Genomic DNA, 14,406 nt, shown 5'->3' on the forward strand with positions numbered 1-14,406 from the left:
TTATAATGCTAAACTATTTTTCGTCCTCAGGAATTATTAGATTTTGGTAATTTTTATTTCCAGCCCTGAATTTATCATGCATTCTCAGTCTTAATTTTCTCGGTTTGTGAACAGTAAGACTATCACCAAAACCAAGTAAAAGCCGTTCCAGCTCAAAATTAATTTGTACACAAATTTTAAATAATGTTCCTTCTTCCGTTTCTTCTACAATTTCTTGGCTTTTATGTAGAGGTTTTGTTTTTACATAAGGCGCATTGGAAGCGTCTACAAAGAAAACCACATTTCTCGGAGCCATTGTTTCCGAAACCGTAACTCCTACTATATCTTTGAAATATTCGTCACCATCAAGATTTTTATCGGTATATTCGGTATGTTCTTCTATTTCAATGTTTTCCATTCTATCCAAAGCAAGATTATACATTTTACCTTTATGAAGGCAAATCAAAAACCAGCGGTTGTTATATTCCTTTAACAATTGCGGATGTACAACAAAAGTACTAAATTCTCTTGCTGTGAAACTTTTGTATAAAATATTCAAAACTTTCTTATTTAAAATTCCTTCATACAGAATATCAATATGTTCCAAACCCTTCAATTGCTCATTTTTATCTAGATGAATAATAGACTTCTGGCTGTTTATATGGATTGAATCTTCCAATTTTTGGATCACCCCGTTCATTTCCTTGAACATCGAAAAATCTTTAAACTGCTTCAAAATCTGGATGGCATTGTTCATGGCTTTCAGATCACTTTCATTCACCGAAATATTATGAATACTGTAATCCGGATCACTGTATCGGTAATATTTTCGATCATAAACCTCAATAGGAGCTTCATACCCGAATTTTTCACTGCGCATATTTTGCAAATCAAGTTGTACCGTTCTTTTGCTTACATAAGATTCTTTTCCCTCAAATTCAAACAGCGCTTCAGAACATTCATCTATCAAATCTTCTAAAGTATATTTTCGGTATTTATTTTTAAGACATTTATCTAAAGTCTTATAACGGATCAGAGCATTTTTATTAGATGACATAGTTTTAATTTTTTTTGGTGTGTCCCTTCGTTTCCGAAGCATTCCCCTCGCTTACTTCGGGTCGGGCTTTTACAGGCTTCACTTCGTTTCGGTGCTCCACTTCGTTTTGCACTGCTCCTTTCAGTCGCACCTTTCATATCCCTCACACGAAAGTTTGGCGTTCCAATTTTTATTCATAATCGACGCTCGCTTCGCTCGCGCTATTTTTTCAATAAAAATATAAAAATATTTTTTCTACGCAAAAAGATTGCATACTTTAGATATTACTTTGCATCAACAAAATGAAAGAACAAATGGAATTTAACGGAAATCACTTAATCGAACTAGGATATAGACCTGCAAAATGGTTTAAAGAGGCGATTGCACATATCAACGAAAATAAATTAGATGAGAGTCAAATCAAAATATATTTGGAACAATTCAAACAACCCGAATTGATTCCTCTTCATGAAAATCCGAAAGACTTTATCATCAACATCAGAGCAGAACATGAAAGCGAAAATGATAACGTAGAAAAAGTGATTGATACCATGAAAGTTTTGATGAAAACTCCGACTCTGGAAAAAGGAGCAATCATGCCCGATGCTTGTCCGACAGGTCCAGCTGGTCATATTCCGGTTGGTGGAGTTGTGGTGGCGAAAAACGCCATTCATCCCGGATTTCATAGTGCAGATATTTGTTGTTCCGTTATGCTTACAGATTTTGGAAAAGCAGATCCGAAAGAAGTTCTAGATGCAGCTCATTCCGTTACCCATTTCGGATATGGAGGAAGACCAAGAGGTGAGCAAATGGAAATGTCGCAAGAACTGATGGACGCTTTCAGAGAAAATTACTTTTTGAATGATGAAAAATTAATAAGCATCGCACGTTCTCATATGGGAACTCAAGGTGACGGAAATCACTTCCTGTTTGTCGGAATTTCCAAAAACACCGGAAATACAATGTTGGTGACACATCACGGTTCAAGAGCACCGGGAGCAGCATTATATGATAAAGGAATGAAGATGGCAAACAAATTCAGAATGGAAATTTCCCCTGAAACTTTGAAAGAAAATGCATGGATTCCTTATGAAACAGAAGAGGGAAAACAATATTGGGAAGCATTACAATTAATAAGAACATGGACGAAAGAAAACCATACTTCTATTCATGATGCAGCATTAAATAAATTGGGAATCGAAAAAGAAGACCGATATTGGAACGAACATAATTTCGTTTTTAAAGATGGAGATTTGTTCTACCATGCAAAAGGAGCAACACCTTTGGATGATAAATTTCTACCGGATATTACAGGACCAAGACTGATTCCTCTGAATATGGCAGAACCGGTTTTAATAGTAAAAGGAACAACCAACGAGAGAAATTTGGGTTTTGCACCACACGGAGCCGGAAGAAATTTCAGCAGAACTCAGCATAAAAAATCTTTGGCTCATAAAACCATTGAAGAAGTTTTTGCTGAAGAAACAAAAGGATTAGATGTCCGTTTCTTCACCAACGAAATTGATATTTCTGAACTTCCAACTGCATATAAAAATGCAAAAAATGTAAGAGCACAAATTGAAGAATACGGACTTTGCGAAGTTTTGGATGAGGTGATGCCTTACGGATGTATTATGGCAGGAGATGTTCAGAAGAATGCGCCTTGGAAGAGAAAGAAAAAATTTAGAAAGGCATAGAATTTCTTTTGTCTTGAAACAAAAGAAACAAAAAATCAAGACTGGAATTTTCGGCTAAAAATGAATTCTGTTCTCTAAAAATTCTAAAACTCGTGCGGATTAACTATTGTTGTTTCAACTCAATACTAATCCCGCACTCAGACAGTAGAATTTTCTTAACGTTCACAGATTTCATTTTTTTAACGCCTCAACTTCCTAGGTCAGGAAAATGTGCTTTAATTAAGATAAAAAACAAAACAATGACACCAAAAATAATAGATAAATTAAAAGAAGTTGAAGCAAGACGTAATGTAGAAATACTTCTTGCCGTAGAATCCGGGAGCCGAGCTTGGGGTTTTGCTTCTCCCGACAGCGATTATGACATCCGTTTTATATACCGCCACGAAAAAGACTGGTATCTTTCGCCTTGGGATAAAGACGAAACCATAGAATTTATGACGGAAGACGATTTGGACGGTTCGGGTTGGGATTTACGGAAAACTTTTCATTTGCTTTTGAAGTCAAATGCTGCTTTATTAAGCTGGTTCTATTCGCCTGTCGTTTATGTAAAAAATGAAAAATTCTTTGAGCTTTTCAAACCTTTAGCTGATGAATGTTTTTCCCCAATAGCAGTATCTTATCATTACCTCAGTATGAGCAAAAAATACCTTGAAGCGTGTCGAAGTGATGAAGTAAAACTGAAAAGCTATTTTTATTGCCTTAGAACCGCTCTTACCGGAAAATGGATATTGGAAAAAGGAACGGTTCCGCCTGTTTTGTTCAGTGATTTGTTGGTTTTGGTAGATGATTTTACACTAACCAAAATAGAAAATTTGGTTGCTCTAAAATCTACCAAAGGAGAAAGCTATTACCATCCGAATGATTGGGAACTTTTTGGATTTTTAGAAAAAATGATATTGGATAATGAAGAAAGAGCAAAAAACCTGAAAGGTGGAAATTCAGATAAAAATGAGATGGAAAAGGTTTTTAGAGAAATATTAGTAAAAACTGTTTAAATTAATTTCAAAATTAACCACAAGAGTCACAAAAGACCATCATAAAGTTAGTATCAGAATATGTAAAGTTCTCAAAAGAATAAAAATCGAAGATTTTTTAAAAGCTATTGTGTTCTTTTTCATTTAAATAAAAGTTCAGGAAATCTTTTGTGTCTTTGTGGTTAATAAAAATTTATTAAGACTTTAAATTAAAAAAGAAAAACATATATTAAAATGAAAAACCTCATCGCACTGTCTCCCATCTACACGAAAGACAGCAACAACCTGAAAAAAGCATCGCTCAATTCTCCTTATGAATTGAGCCGTTTTAATGCAAAATGGAATGTTCCGGAAGAATTTCGGGGAGATGTAATTGCGGTGTATGGCGAAGATATTTATGCAGAAATTGTGGCAGAGCAATGCAATTTAACGTTGCTAAAACCCGACGATAATTGGCTTTCAAAAATTTCGGAGGAATTTACCAAACGGAAAATTTCTTACGGAAAATTAAAAAATTTCGTGAATGAAGAAAATATTTTCGTCAAGTGTTCTGATTTTAAAAGTTTTAAAGCCGGAGTTTACGAAAAAGTAACCGACATCAAAGGTTTTGAAACTTTGAATTTAGAAAGTATGGTTTTTACGTCCGAAATTGTAGATTGGGAATTGGAGGTAAGATGTTTTGTTTTAAACAGTGAAATAAAAACACAATCGTCTTACTGGCGAAACCATACTTTCGACACCAATCCGCTTTCTGAAACTGAGCAAAAGCAATTGTTTGAATTTTTTAAAGATTTTATTCAGCAATATTCTGAAACGCTGCCTAAAGCGGTGGTTTTAGATTTCGGGATCATCAAAGGAAAAGGTTGGGCTTTGATTGAAGCCAACCCGGCTTGGTGTTCCGGTTTGTATGCTTGTGATGCGGAAAAAGCGTTGAAAGTGATTGTGGAAAGTTGTATAAAAAAATTAAGCGATTACGGGAATCCGTAGTCGTTTTTTATTGAATTGAGAATATATTTGTAAATTGAATAATTATTACTAAAAAAAAACAAAAACTATGAGAATTAACAGAGGTTCTGAATGGAGAAAATGGGACTTGCATATACATACTCCAGCATCTTTTTTTTGGAAAAGCTTCCCTAAACTCTCAGAGATAACTGAAGAAAAAATTAAAGAAGATGAATTTGAAAAATTTATAAAAGCAATAAATACTTCTGACATAAGTACTTTTTGCATAATGGATTATTGGACATTTGACTGGTATATTGAATTCAGAAAATATATTCTTAAATATCCTGATAAATTAAAAAAATCAGTATTTCCTGGTATGGAACTTAGAATTGAAAGTCCAACAAACTATAGATTAAACATTCACGTAATTTTATCAGATGAATTAACTGAACAACAGTTAATTGATTTTAAATCAGAATTAACCATAAGGTTAATTTCAAGAAAGCTTTCAAACGATTCATTAATAGCTTTTGCTAAAACTCTCGATTCAAGCAAAGCAAAGCATCATGGATATGACTGTCCTACAAAACTATCAGACGAACAACTCTTGGAATTAGGTTGTAAAACAGCAGAAATAACTAAAGAATCATTACAAAAATCATTTTTACAAATTCCTGAAGGAGCTGGTTTTATAATTATGCCTTATGATACAAGCGATGGTTTAGAAAATTTAGATTGGAAGATACATCCACATGATGATAACTATTTTATGCAAAGTTCTCATATTTTTGAAACAAGAAAACAAGAAAATGTTCAGTTGTTTTCAGGAATAAAAAATTCTCAAAACGAACTTTTTTTTGATAATTTCTTTAAAACATTGGGAGAAAAAGCCAAACCTTGTATTTCAGGAAGCGATGCACATAAATATGAAGATTATGGTATTTATCCTTCAGAAAAAATTACTTGGATTAAATCTCAACCTACGTTTGAGGGATTAAAGCAAATAATTTACGAACCAATAGAAAGAGTAAAAATTCAGAAGGATGAGCCTGATTCTAATAAACTCGACCAATTAATTATTGATCAGGTGAAATTCAGTAGTTCTATAAAACACTTTTGGAGAAATAAAGATGAGAACAAGGAAGTCGAGATTTCAAACTTAGAAAATCTAATACATAAACTTGAGGAAGCAAATAATTCTGATTTGCTAAGTGAAGAGGAAAAAAGTAAAAATAATGATTTTATTAATTTAGATATTGAAGATAAACTTAAAGAAGAATATTTAGAGAATATTATTTTAATTGTTGAAGATAATAAATATAGTTATTTTAAATTCCAAAAATTCACTCCGGAACCTATTTATTTTAATAAAAATCTAAATGTAATAATAGGAGGGAAATCTTCTGGAAAATCTATTTTATTATATAATATAGCCAGAACACTTCTTAACACTGAAAAACTAGGGAAAATTTTCAAAGAAGAAGGAAAAGAAAATGAATTCAATTTTAGAATAAAAAGTGATGCAAATCCAGAACCTGACACAAATTATAATTTTGAAATAAAAACAAAAGTTCCTGATATTTCACAAACCAGATTTGATTATGACGGAAATAGTATTCTCTCTGAGGTTATTTACATTCCACAAAACTATTTGATAAAATTAGCAGAACCAGAGTATTATAAAAAAGGAGAACCTCTTAACAAACTAATAAGAAATCTTATTATAGAAAAAGAAGAATTCAAAACGATGTACAATGATATTTTTATTGCCCACGTTAAAAGAAATGATGAGATTAGAAATACTTTAATAAAAAATTATTTTGAAACCAAAGAAACAATTGATGAGTTAATTGTTAATCTTGGAGGTAAAGGGAATAAGGAAGATATAGAAAAAGTAATTAAACATAACGAAGGGAAAATTTTAGAATTAAAAGAAAAAACAGGATTAGGCAAAGAAGAAATAGAGCGTTATCAGCTAAAGCAAAAAGAGTTTGAAAAGATAGAAATAAAAGAATCAGATTTACACAGTGACAAATCCACTATCAAAGAATTCAATAGAAAAAGTATTGAGAGTTTGAAAAATTTAGTAAAAGATATTGAAACTTTAGAAATTAAAACTCCTCAAATCCAATCAGATTTTATTAATCACTATCGAGAATTAAAAGACATACTATCTTCCATAGAAAACTATAATAACAATATTGACACAGATGATAAAGATAATAATATATTCCAAACTCAATTAGAAATTATTCAGAATGAGAAAGTAAAGAAAGAAGAAGAACTGAAACCATATAAACAAAATGAAGAAACTGAAAAACAAATTAAATTGTACGAAGATTCAAATAAAATTGAATCACAAAAATTAAACAGTATCATAGAAGATGAAAAAAATATAGAGCAAAAAAGAAAAGATTTGTTGGATATTAAAAAACAAATATTTAGACTCTACAAAGAAACCTATTTAGAATATGAAAATGTTATTAATCTTTTAAAGCCAAGAACTGAGTCATTTAGAGAAGATAATCTAGAGATAAAAGGAAAAGTTAAATTTAATTTTACAAAACTAGAAAAATCGATGCGGGACATAAGTAATGGAAAATCAAAATCATACGATAATTGGGATATTTTTGATAAAAATCTAAAAGCAACGTCTTCATACCCTATAAAGAGTTTCATAAACGATATTAAATCTATTTTTGAAGCTATTGACAATGGAAGTTATAAGCTACTTAGTAGTTTTTCAAAAGAATATGCAATGGAAGTATTATTAGACGATTATTTTTATGATTATTGGGAAGTTACCTATAAAGGTGATAAAATAGGAAGTATGTCAACGGGAAAAGCAAGTTTTGTTATCTTAATGATTATTATTGGATTGAGTGAATCTCAAGCTCCAATATTAATAGATCAACCTGAAGACAATCTAGACAATCGTTCAATTTCTGATGATTTAGTGAAATATCTTAAGAAAAAGAAAAAAGAAAGACAAATTATATTAGTTACACACAATGCTAATATTGCTGTGAATGCCGATGCTGAAAATATAATCGTTGCTAATCAAAGAGGACAAAATGATAAGGATAAAAATTCTGACTGTACTTATCAGTTTGATTATATTAATGGTGCATTAGAGGACATAAAACCATTAGATACGAGTATAAAAAGTTTACTTCCAAATATGAGTATTAGAGAGCATATTAAAGATATTTTAGAAGGAGGAGAAATAGCTTTCAAAAAACGCGAAGAAAAATATGGATTCTAAAATAACCATCCAAACCCTAAAATCCCGCAACCTCATCCTCCTCGAAGCCATCTCCGGAAGCCGTTCTTTTGGGCTTGCTACGGAAAACTCGGACACCGATATTCGTGGAGTGTATTATTTACCGAAAGAAGAATTTTTCGGGCTCAATTATATTCCGCAAGTTGCCAATGAAACCAACGATGAGGTGTATTACGAAATCGGACGTTTTGTAGAACTGTTGCAGAAAAACAACCCGAATATTCTGGAAGTTTTAGCCACTCCCGAAGACTGCATTTTGTACAAACATCCGATAATAGAAAATCTAAAATTAGAAGATTTCCTTTCCAAATTATGCAAAGACACCTTTGCTGGTTATGCCATTTCACAGATTAAAAAAGCAAAAGGACTCAACAAAAAAATCCTGAATCCAATAGATAAAGAAAGAAAATCCATTCTCGATTTCTGTTACATTTTGCAAAATCAAGGTTCGGTTCCATTAAAAAAATGGCTTTCGGAACACGGAAAAGTTCAGGAAAACTGTGGCTTGGTAAATATTGACAATACCAAAGGAATGTTTGCCCTTTTCTACAACGAATCGGGAGATTTGGGCTATAAAGGAATTATCCAGAATGAAGAAGCCAATCAGGTTTCCGTTTCTTCTGTCCCGAAAGATGAAAAACCTGTTGCATATTTGTTTTGCAATCTGGATGCGTATTCTACCTATTGCAAAGATTATCGGGAATATTGGAAATGGGTTTCCGAGCGAAATGAAGACCGATATAATGTAAACCAAAATCACGGACAAAACTACGACAGCAAAAATATGATGCATACGATTCGTTTGCTTCAATCCTGCGAACAGGTTTTTAAAACAAACTCTCTGAATATCCGTGTAAAAAACCGAGAGGAGCTTTTAGACATCAAAGCCGGAAACTGGTCGTATGAAAACGTGATGCAAAAAGCAGAAAATTTGATAAAATCCATAGAAGATCATTATTCTGTTTCCACTCTTCCTGATTATCCTGATTTGAAAAAAACTGAAAAAATTCTGGTGGAGATAAGGGAAAAAATATACGGTATTTGAAATATGAATAATAGAAATCGAGGCAAAAAAACAGAAGACGATGCTCTATTTGGTTCAGATAAAGAAATTAATAAGCTGAAAGAAGCTGCACAAGATATGCAGTATTTGCTCAGTAGAAATTATCCTGAAAAAGCAAGTTCAGAATTGGTCGGAAGCAGATACAAGCTCAAAACCAGACAAATTCAAATGCTTCGTGGTGCTTCTGCGTCAGAAAATCAAATAGAAAACAGAAAACTACGCCAAATAAAAATACACGATTTAGAAAGTAAAACAGTTTATTTAGACGGTTTCAATGTGCTGATTCTTTTGGAAAGTTTACTGTCAATGGCTTATATTTTCCAAGGATTAGACGGTTGTTTTCGTGATCTTTCTGGGGTTCATGGTACGTATAAAAGAGTTAATCAAACTCACCGATCTATAGATTTGGTTGCTTCCTTTTTCAGTGCGGCAAAAATTGAAAAACTAATCTGGATTTTTGATCAACCGGTTTCTAACAGCGGAAGAATTAAACAACTTATTTTAGATTTTTCAAGAGAAAATAATCTTAATTGGGAGGTTGATCTTCAGAATAATCCGGATAAATTTTTAGTGGAAAATGCCGAAATTATAGTTTCTTCAGACGCTTGGGTTTTGGATCATTGTAAAAAATGGTTCAATCTTATAGAGTTTTTGATAGAAAAAGAACAGCTTTCTGCTAATCTGGTAAAACTGTCTTAAATGAATTTGTTTGAAAAATATATTCCATTATTTTCTGATGAATGGAAGGAAAAATATCAATTAATTTTAGCTGAAGAACACCTCGAAAGTTTAAGTGAAAATATTCGGAAATTTAAAGATCATGCTTTAGATTGGGATGTTCCTTTTTTTAATGAAGAAGTAAAAGCTGACCGCAGCGAAAGTTTCAGCCTATTCATCGCTATTTTAGAAAGCAATGATTCTGATGAGATGAAAGTCTGGAAATTGGAGGCAATTTCTTTTGAACACTGGCTTTTGGTTTTGGGACAACGGCTTACTTCGGCAAGTGAAAGAAACGAGAAAGCAATTCCACCCTTGAAGAAAAAACTGATTGAGAGTTGTTTGGTTCCATACAACAGCGAAATTACGGTTGCGCAGAGAGCTTGGGAAAAACATATTGACAGACTGGAAGATGAATTTTGGGGCAAAATAAAAGGAAACAATAAAGAAAAACAGGAAAAAATGATGGAGAAAATTCACTTTATCATTGATAATAAAACCTGGTGGAATGTTTTCTTTCATTACAAACACGGATTGGTTTATGAAATCAGAGAAAAAGACGGTCATGGAATCCGCTGGAGTCAAGAGGGAACAAAACTGATCGGTTTTTTGGAAACTTTTATCAATGAATAAATTTCTGCGTAAAAAGATTGCGCACTTAGAATATAATTTTGTACCAACAAATTGAGAGCAATGGAATTTTCTAATCAAAAATTTTCGCAAAACGAATGGGAAATATGCCTTAAAGTATTGGATGCTTTAAAGGATGACCCTTTTCATAACCCCGACAATAATACCTTTTCGGGATTGATTACAAAAATTCATAAAAACGCAAAAAAACAAAACCGTCAGGAAAGCTATTCGGAAATGAAAACCCACGATTTGGAAATCAATTCTAAATCTGTATTGATGAAAAAGGCTTTAGCAGGAGTATCAGCTTTCTACGATGACCAAAAAGACGAAACACAACTTACAAAACTGCAAATTCCAAAAAATTGCTACTGTTGCAACCAAAGCTATCAATACGCCCATTCTTTTTACACAAGATTATGCCCGAAATGTGCCGAAGAAAACTATGAAAAACGCTTTCTTTCAGCAGATTTAACAGGGCGAAATGTAATCTTGACGGGAGGTCGGGTAAAAGTAGGCTTTGCAACTGCCTTGAAATTATTGAGAAACGGAGCCAATTTAGTTTTAACGACCCGTTTTCCCGCTTTGGCATTGGAAACTTTGCAACAGGAAACCGATTATAACAATTGGAAAGACAGACTTTGGGTATATGGTTTGGATTTGAGAAATTTAAAAGCAATTCAGGAATTTATACATTTTTATAAAACCAATTTTGAGACGCTGGATATTCTCATCAATAATGCAGCACAAACCATTAAATATCCTGATGAATATTATTTGCCCATCATAAAACGGGAAAACGAAATGTTGGTTGAATTTAAAAATAATCAAAACTTAATTCCCAACCAGACGGAAATTTCCACAGAAATAGGAAAGTTGGAATATGCTCAAAATGAAGAAACCATCACTTTGACACGTTTCGGGCAACCTGTAGATAACCGTGACAAAACAAGCTGGAATTCTACCCTGGAAGAAATTTCTATGTACGAATTGGTAGAGGTGAATTTGATAAACCATATTGCTCCCTACTTTCTGATTAAAGAATTAAAACCTTTGATGAAAAATTCAATATTCAAGGAAAAGTTTATCATTAACGTAACATCTTCGGAAGGAATTTTCAGCTACGAAAACAAAACGATTTTTCATCCGCATACCAATATGACGAAAGCAGCTCTTAATATGATGACGCTTACCTCAGCAAAAGAATTTGAAAAGGATCAAATCTATATGAGTGCTGTAGATGTAGGATGGATTTCCACTGGTGCAAAGGAAAGTCTCAGAAAAAAACAATTTGAGCAGGGGTATATTCCACCATTGGATTCTGTGGACGGAGCTGCAAGAATTTTACATCCGATTGTAGAAGGACTCAAAGGAAATTATTTTAGTGGAGTTTTATTGAAAAATTACAAAATACATAGTTGGTAAAATATGGAAAGCATTAGCTCAGCTGGAAGAGTACCTGCATTGCACGCAGGAAGTCATGGGTTCGAGTCCTATATGCTTTCCAAAACGGAGACAATAGTAATAAAATTGGAAAAATACATTTCTGCCAGAATGAGTTGCAAGTTCGAATCTTGCTTGTCTCCCAAAGAAAACGTTAGTTCAAATGGAAGAACGCTTGGTCGACAACTAAGAGGTTGCAGGTTCGAGTCCTGCTGTGTTCACAAAACGGAGTGTTATAATTTAATTGGAAAAATGCACCGAAAACCCGTTATACAGGTTCGAATCCTGTTGACACTCCATTTTAATAAAAAAAGATTAATATGTTAAAAAATATTTTTAATTTTTTTCGAAAAGAAAAAAAATATTTCCCCGAAAAAAGCAAAGAATTTACTGAAGTACCAAAAGTAAGTACAGAAAAAGTGTATTTCAAAACAACTACAAAATCTAGAGAATCTGCCAAAGAAGAAATTGTAGATCTTACATCTTTGGTAAAAAATTACAAAGAATATTGTTTGGAAAAAACCAGCAATCAGCATAATATGAAGGTTTCTAATTATAAAATTCTTGACAAAGATGGTGTTGTAGAAACATTTAAAATTACAGATGATGCTTTTATTTTTCATAACGAACATCAAGTAATACGCATAGAAAGTGAATACTTTGTAAAATACATACAGCAGGAATATAATCCTTTAACCCAACTTTTAGAAAATGCATACGATTAATGACATAAAAATATACAAGATATATTCTGCTGAGGATTTTAAAAACATTGCAGATAATGAAAATGCACAGATAGAAATTTATTTGAAAAATGGGGTTTTTGATTCAACGGAAATTAAAGGAAGTCTTTATTTAAGAGGTGAATATTGTATTTTTCCTAACTTGAAATCCATTGGAGGGCATCTTTCTGTGGACGCACTTTTTTGTTCGCTAGAAAATTTAGAAAAAATAAACGGAAATTGCACTATTCATAATGAAGCTAACCTCAATCAACTCAAAGAAATCAGAGGGAATCTGAAATGTATAGTCGACTTCAATTTCAAAAATTTAGAAAAAATAGGAGGAAACTTACAATCCAAAAAAGCGAAGGTAACAGCAAAAAGCAAGCATCTAAAAGAAATCCGAAAACCTATCGCCATAAATTATCAGTATGAAGTTGATAAGCTGCCTAAAGATGGAATTTTTGATATAGAAGTATATGGAGAAAACATCATATTTCCGCATCAATACATCTCTGGAAAAATAATTTTGAAATGCCAGAAAGTAGATTTTCCTAATCTAGTAAGTTTATATGGTAGCCTGTTCTGCGATCCCAGACTGAAAGAAAAAGAAAAATCAACCCCATATTTTCCCCTATTAGAAAACATTGTGGGAACAATAGAAATTAAAAATTCGACTGTAGTTTTTGAAAAATTAATTACCGTAAAAGGAAATATCAGTTTAGAAAAATCTGAAATAGAATTTCCTTTATTGAAAAAATCGGGTTCTGTAAAACTTAATTCTTGTGCTATTGATAGTTTTCCCGAATTAGAGGAAATAAACGGTAGCCTAACAAACAATGGCTACACAAATGCAAAAAAGTATTATTTCCCAAAATTAAAAAAGATAAAAGGAAGATTTTTTAAAAATGAAATAGAAGCTCCATATTTGGAGGAAGTTGGAGATTTGTCATCAAACGAAAATTTCGAACTGAATTTTTTGCAAAAAATAAATGGTAATTTTAATATTCCAAAATATTTCAAATCCGATTCGCTCAAACATATCAACATATTAGAAATAAAGAATAGTGTTTTTTATTCCCCCTCATTGGAGTCCATAAACTATTATTTGTACAAGAAAGAACAGCATTATGAAGCTTTAGCAAAAAATATTTATTTTCAGATAACTGATCAACTTTATGTATCCAAAAATTCGTTTATAATTTCTAGATTTGGCTTCGAATTGGGTTTAAAACAAAATAAATTTCCGATTAAAGAACTTATAAGGGTTTTAAAAATGAGACATAGCAGTTTTCAAAATTTTGAAACCCGAGAATTAAAAAGAGAATGGCAAAGAGAAGAACATCCTGAATTTGAGAAAATTATTGGGAAAATTAAAAAGTTATGGAATCAAATGGAAGCTATTTCGTTTCAGGAATTTTTTACTTCTGAGAATAGAAACTTCAGGTTATTTTGTTTCAATTATATTGGTGTAGGAACTTTAATGAAGGAACTGAACGCTGAAAAAATAAATTCTAATAGTATTGATGTTAGCTATATAGAATATGATATAAATGGAAATAGAAAGCCAATAAAGAAAACGAATATTTACGAAGTATATAAAATTGAAAACCAAAAACTGGGAATTTGGAGTTGGAATTCAAGAAACAATTTTTCTTATGCCGTAAAATGTTGGTGTCCATCTACCCAAAAAGAACACTGGCTTTGGATAGAAGAACAGTATAAAGATAATGCATTAACAGCAATTGCATCTACATTTAGGGTACACGAAAATATTATTCCGCACATCAAATGCTTAAAAAGACAAGGCGATTTGCTTTTTTGTGAAACGGAGAAAGAAATAATTCCAAAAGGTTTTACAAGACCGCTTACAGCAAAAGAATATTTCAACCTTTTGGAGGTAGAAAGCTAAAT

Annotated in this window: 12 protein-coding genes and 4 tRNA genes; 14 read left to right on the forward strand and 2 right to left on the reverse strand. The window is 32.2% G+C overall.

Translation table 11 applies throughout. The features are described from left to right. Positions 1–13: 13 nt before the first annotated feature. Entirely contained in the window at positions 14–1,036 is a 1,023-nt protein-coding gene (locus tag AC2A1C_RS10320; RefSeq protein ID WP_484025632.1) for a helix-turn-helix transcriptional regulator, read from the reverse strand. A gap of 4 nt (positions 1,037–1,040) precedes the next feature. Next, positions 1,041–1,166, reverse strand: a complete 126-nt coding sequence (locus tag AC2A1C_RS10325) for a hypothetical protein (RefSeq protein ID WP_484025633.1) — start codon at positions 1,164–1,166, stop codon at positions 1,041–1,043. A 163-nt stretch (positions 1,167–1,329) separates the two neighbouring features. Here AC2A1C_RS10325 and AC2A1C_RS10330 point away from each other — a divergent pair, with 163 nt between their 5' ends. The 14 genes from AC2A1C_RS10330 (at position 1,330) to AC2A1C_RS10395 (ending at position 14,404) form a co-directional block, all read left to right on the forward strand. Next, the gene (locus AC2A1C_RS10330) at positions 1,330–2,712 is read left to right on the forward strand and encodes an RtcB family protein (protein WP_484025687.1); all 1,383 of its coding nucleotides are present in this window, start codon (positions 1,330–1,332) and stop codon (positions 2,710–2,712) included. Between the two features lie 239 nt (positions 2,713–2,951). Then, positions 2,952–3,707 carry a nucleotidyltransferase domain-containing protein gene (locus tag AC2A1C_RS10335; RefSeq protein WP_484025634.1) on the forward strand — a complete coding sequence of 252 codons (756 nt, stop codon included), beginning with the start codon at positions 2,952–2,954 and terminating at the stop codon, positions 3,705–3,707. Between the two features lie 213 nt (positions 3,708–3,920). After that, positions 3,921–4,673, forward strand: coding sequence for an ATP-grasp domain-containing protein (locus AC2A1C_RS10340; RefSeq protein ID WP_484025635.1), 753 nt, complete (start codon positions 3,921–3,923; stop codon positions 4,671–4,673). 67 nt (positions 4,674–4,740) lie between these two features. Continuing rightward, the gene (locus AC2A1C_RS10345; RefSeq protein WP_484025636.1) at positions 4,741–7,899 is read left to right on the forward strand and encodes a TrlF family AAA-like ATPase; all 3,159 of its coding nucleotides are present in this window, start codon (positions 4,741–4,743) and stop codon (positions 7,897–7,899) included. 1 nt (position 7,900) lies between these two features. Continuing rightward, positions 7,901–8,962, forward strand: a complete 1,062-nt coding sequence (locus AC2A1C_RS10350) for a nucleotidyltransferase domain-containing protein (RefSeq protein ID WP_484025688.1) — start codon at positions 7,901–7,903, stop codon at positions 8,960–8,962. A gap of 3 nt (positions 8,963–8,965) precedes the next feature. After that, positions 8,966–9,679, forward strand: a complete 714-nt coding sequence (locus tag AC2A1C_RS10355) for a DUF434 domain-containing protein (RefSeq protein ID WP_484025637.1) — start codon at positions 8,966–8,968, stop codon at positions 9,677–9,679. Beyond that, complete coding sequence (locus tag AC2A1C_RS10360) at positions 9,680–10,330, forward strand: hypothetical protein (RefSeq protein ID WP_484025638.1); 651 nt, start codon at positions 9,680–9,682, stop codon at positions 10,328–10,330. 60 nt (positions 10,331–10,390) lie between these two features. Next, positions 10,391–11,752, forward strand: a complete 1,362-nt coding sequence (locus AC2A1C_RS10365) for an SDR family oxidoreductase (RefSeq protein WP_484025639.1) — start codon at positions 10,391–10,393, stop codon at positions 11,750–11,752. A gap of 7 nt (positions 11,753–11,759) precedes the next feature. Then, positions 11,760–11,830 (forward strand) — tRNA-Ala (locus AC2A1C_RS10370). 9 nt (positions 11,831–11,839) lie between these two features. Beyond that, positions 11,840–11,913: transfer RNA gene (locus tag AC2A1C_RS10375), tRNA-OTHER, on the forward strand. Between the two features lie 4 nt (positions 11,914–11,917). After that, a tRNA-Val gene (locus tag AC2A1C_RS10380) sits at positions 11,918–11,991 on the forward strand. A gap of 6 nt (positions 11,992–11,997) precedes the next feature. Next, positions 11,998–12,069, forward strand: a tRNA-OTHER gene (locus tag AC2A1C_RS10385). Between the two features lie 21 nt (positions 12,070–12,090). Beyond that, a complete protein-coding gene (locus AC2A1C_RS10390) occupies positions 12,091–12,495 on the forward strand; it encodes a hypothetical protein (protein WP_484025640.1) in 405 nt (134 codons plus the stop codon). Continuing rightward, positions 12,482–14,404 carry a hypothetical protein gene (locus AC2A1C_RS10395; protein WP_484025641.1) on the forward strand — a complete coding sequence of 641 codons (1,923 nt, stop codon included), beginning with the start codon at positions 12,482–12,484 and terminating at the stop codon, positions 14,402–14,404. Before AC2A1C_RS10390 ends, AC2A1C_RS10395 begins: the two co-directional genes overlap by 14 nt. Positions 14,405–14,406 lie beyond the last annotated feature (2 nt).

It is taken from the genome of Chryseobacterium sp. HNCC26DJ241, from assembly GCF_057180505.1.

Coding starts and splice junctions, on each gene's coding strand:
- AC2A1C_RS10320 (WP_484025632.1), bottom strand. CDS start 1,036: ATGTCATCTAATAAAAATGCTCTGATCCGTTATAAGACTTTAGATAAA.
- AC2A1C_RS10330 (WP_484025687.1), top strand. CDS start 1,330: ATGGAATTTAACGGAAATCACTTAATCGAACTAGGATATAGACCTGCA.
- AC2A1C_RS10335 (WP_484025634.1), top strand. CDS start 2,952: ATGACACCAAAAATAATAGATAAATTAAAAGAAGTTGAAGCAAGACGT.
- AC2A1C_RS10340 (WP_484025635.1), top strand. CDS start 3,921: ATGAAAAACCTCATCGCACTGTCTCCCATCTACACGAAAGACAGCAAC.
- AC2A1C_RS10345 (WP_484025636.1), top strand. CDS start 4,741: ATGAGAATTAACAGAGGTTCTGAATGGAGAAAATGGGACTTGCATATA.
- AC2A1C_RS10355 (WP_484025637.1), top strand. CDS start 8,966: ATGAATAATAGAAATCGAGGCAAAAAAACAGAAGACGATGCTCTATTT.
- AC2A1C_RS10360 (WP_484025638.1), top strand. CDS start 9,680: ATGAATTTGTTTGAAAAATATATTCCATTATTTTCTGATGAATGGAAG.
- AC2A1C_RS10365 (WP_484025639.1), top strand. CDS start 10,391: ATGGAATTTTCTAATCAAAAATTTTCGCAAAACGAATGGGAAATATGC.
- AC2A1C_RS10390 (WP_484025640.1), top strand. CDS start 12,091: ATGTTAAAAAATATTTTTAATTTTTTTCGAAAAGAAAAAAAATATTTC.
- AC2A1C_RS10395 (WP_484025641.1), top strand. CDS start 12,482: ATGCATACGATTAATGACATAAAAATATACAAGATATATTCTGCTGAG.